Annotated in this window: 2 protein-coding genes and 1 pseudogene; all 3 read right to left on the bottom strand. The window is 69.2% G+C overall.

From position 1 onward, the window contains the following. A pseudogene (locus AOK01_RS39320) lies at positions 1-207 on the bottom strand (30S ribosomal protein S4); the annotation flags it as partial. Positions 208-545: 338 nt separating this feature from the next. Beyond that, entirely contained in the window at positions 546-1,901 is a 1,356-nt protein-coding gene (locus AOK01_RS39315) for a replication-associated recombination protein A (protein ID WP_055520340.1), read from the bottom strand. A 90-nt stretch (positions 1,902-1,991) separates the two neighbouring features. Then, positions 1,992-2,630, bottom strand: a complete 639-nt coding sequence (locus tag AOK01_RS39310) for a vitamin K epoxide reductase family protein (RefSeq protein ID WP_055520338.1) — start codon at positions 2,628-2,630, stop codon at positions 1,992-1,994. Between the last annotated feature and the right edge of the window lie 225 nt (positions 2,631-2,855).

The following is a 2,855-nucleotide window of genomic DNA, read 5'->3' as shown; positions in this document are numbered from 1 at the left end:
GACGAGCTGGCGCTCGGACACGTCGTACTGCGCGCGGAGCCGCTGCTTCTCCAGCAGACGGACCTTGTAGTCCGAGTTCTGCTTGCGGCCACGGCCGTGCTCGCCGGGCGGGTAGGGGCGGGCCTCGAAGTACTTGACGGCCTTCGGGGTCAGCGCGATGCCGAGGGCACGCGACTTCTTGACCTTGGGGCGGGACTGGTTCGTCATGAACCAAACACCTCGTGTTTTCGATGTGAATACGGCTTCACCAGGGTTAAGGGAGGTCGCATCCGCAGCTCGGGAAACCCAACGAGCCCTGACGGACCTGTTGGGCAGCCGCTCCCGGGTCTGGGCACATGTGCAGCACGCGAGTGGCCCACCGACCGGTTCCCGGACGAATCCGGGAGGGTGATGGGCTGCCCGCGACACCTTCGACGGTGCGCGACGCTCCTGGAATCCTCACCCGGGGGTGGGGGCTCCGGCTGCATGTCCCGTTCTGGTGGTGCCGGCCGGGGCCGGACACGGGACGCAGCGCTCGGGGAAGTCTACAGGGATCCGCGGGGTGATCAGGACCGTCCTCGGCCGAGGTGGTTCCTGGTCCATTCCACCGCGTCCGCGTAGCGTGCCTCGGCGCCGTGCCGGGTCGGCGTGTAGTACTCGCGGTCCTTGAGCTCCTCCGGCGCGTACTGCTGGGCGGCGATGCCTTCGGGCAGGTCGTGCGGGTACACGTATCCCTGCGCGTGGCCGAGCTTGGCCGCGCCCTTGTAGTGCCCGTCGCGCAGGTGCATCGGCACGGGGCCCGCGTGGCCCTTGCGGACGTCCTCCATGGCGGCGCCGATCGCCATGGTCGCGGCGTTCGACTTCGGGGCCAGGGCGAGGGCGATGGTGGCGTGGCTGAGGGTGAGCGCGGCCTCGGGGAAGCCGATCATGGCGACGGCCTGGGCTGCCGCGACGGCTGTCGACAGGGCGTTCGGATCGGCGAGGCCGATGTCCTCGCTGGCGGAGATCATCAGGCGGCGGGCGATGAACCGGGGATCCTCGCCGGCGTCGATCATCCGGGCCAGGTAGTGCAGCGCCGCGTCGACGTCCGAGCCCCTGATGGACTTGATCAGGGCGCTGGCCACGTCGTAGTGCTGGTCGCCGTCGCGGTCGTACGTCACCGCGGCCCGGTCGACGGTCTCCTCCAGGGTCTGGAGGGTGATCTCCGCGTCACCCTTGTCGAGTGCGGCCCCGGCGGCGGCCTCCAGAGCGGTGAGGGCACGCCGGGCGTCGCCGCCGGCGATCCGAAGAAGGTGCTCCTCGCTGTCCTCGGGGAGGGTGAGGGCGCCCTTGAGGCCACGCTCGTCGGCGAGCGCCCGGCGCAGCAGGCCCCGCAGGTCGTCGTCGGTGAGCGGTTCGAGGGTGAGGAGGAGCGAGCGGGACAGCAGGGGGGAAATGATGGAGAAGTACGGGTTCTCCGTGGTCGCCGCGATCAGCGTCACCCAGCGGTTCTCCACGGCCGGGAGCAGGGAGTCCTGCTGGGCCTTGCTGAAGCGGTGGATCTCGTCGAGGAAGAGGACGGTCTCCTTGCCGTAGCCTCCGGTGGCCCGGCGGGCGCTCTCGATGACCGCGCGCACCTCCTTGACGCCGGCGGTGATCGCGGAGAGCTCCACGAAGCGCTTGTTCGTCGCCTTGGAGACCACGTACGCCAGGGTCGTCTTGCCGGTGCCCGGCGGGCCCCAGAGGATCACCGAGGACGGTCCGGCCGGACCTCCGCCGCCCTCGCCGACGAGTCTGCGCAGGGGCGAGCCCGGCTTCAGCAGGTGCTGCTGGCCCTCGACCTCGTCGAGGGTGCGCGGGCGCATCCGTACGGCCAGGGGGCTGCTGGACGGGTCCTTCTCCTGGCGTTCTTCGGCTGCGGCGGTAAACAGGTCGGGCTCCACGTGCGAAACCCTATGTCACGCCACTGACAGAGCCGCCGGGCCCTTCTCCTGCAAGGGCTCCGCGAGCCCGCAAGGCTCCGCGGGCCGCCGTCAGCTGGTCCAGAAGTCCCACCAGCGGGTCAGGATCAGCATGCCGATGATCCCGATGTGCATGACCGGCAGCACCCAGGCGAACTCGCCGAGGAACCCCTTGAGCCAGCCGGGCGCGGGCAGGAAGCCGTTGCGGACGTTGTGCGAGGTCACGGCCCAGAACATGATGATGGTCGCGACCCAGGCCAGGCAGCACCACAGGCACAGCGAGTTGATGTTGTACAGCGACTGGTACTGGAGCCAGGTGACGAAGCCGACGCCGAACAACGTGCCCGCGTTGAAGGTCAGCCAGTACCAGCGCGGGAAGGTGGCCCGGCCGAACAGGCTCGCCCCGACGCCGATCACGATGCCGTAGGCGACGAGGCCCATCATCGGGTTGGGGAACCCGAAGACGGACGCCTGGTCGCTCTTCATGATGTTGCCGCAGGACACGACCGGGTTCAGGCTGCAGCCCGGCGTGAAGTTCGGGTCCTCCAGCAGCTTGAACTTGTCGATGGTGATGACCCAGGAGGCCAGCAGCCCGGCCGCGCCGGTGATCACCAGCAGAAGGGCGAGCACGCGGCCGCCGCCCACGGTGCGTGGAGCCGCGGCGACTCCCTGGTCGGTGGAGACGCCTTCCCTGACTGTCGTCTTGCTCATCACGCCGTTTCCGTAGCTTGAGAGGGCTTTCCGGGCACGGTCATTGTGCCGTACACGCGCGTGGGTCCACCGTTCGATGGACATAAGGAAGCCGGAATCGTCCGGCAGGACGAATCCGCGTCCGCGGGGTTGACGGTGGGCGCGGACTGGAGTGAGTTTTTCGCCCCCGCCGCCCCTACCCATTCCCGTCACTACCGGGGGCTCCGCCCCCGGTAGTGACGGGAA

Source organism: Streptomyces aurantiacus, assembly GCF_001418335.1.
Lineage (GTDB): Bacteria > Actinomycetota > Actinomycetes > Streptomycetales > Streptomycetaceae > Streptomyces > Streptomyces aurantiacus.
The sequence above is the reverse complement of the archived record's forward strand: the minus strand, read 5'-3'. Positions and strand labels throughout refer to the sequence as shown.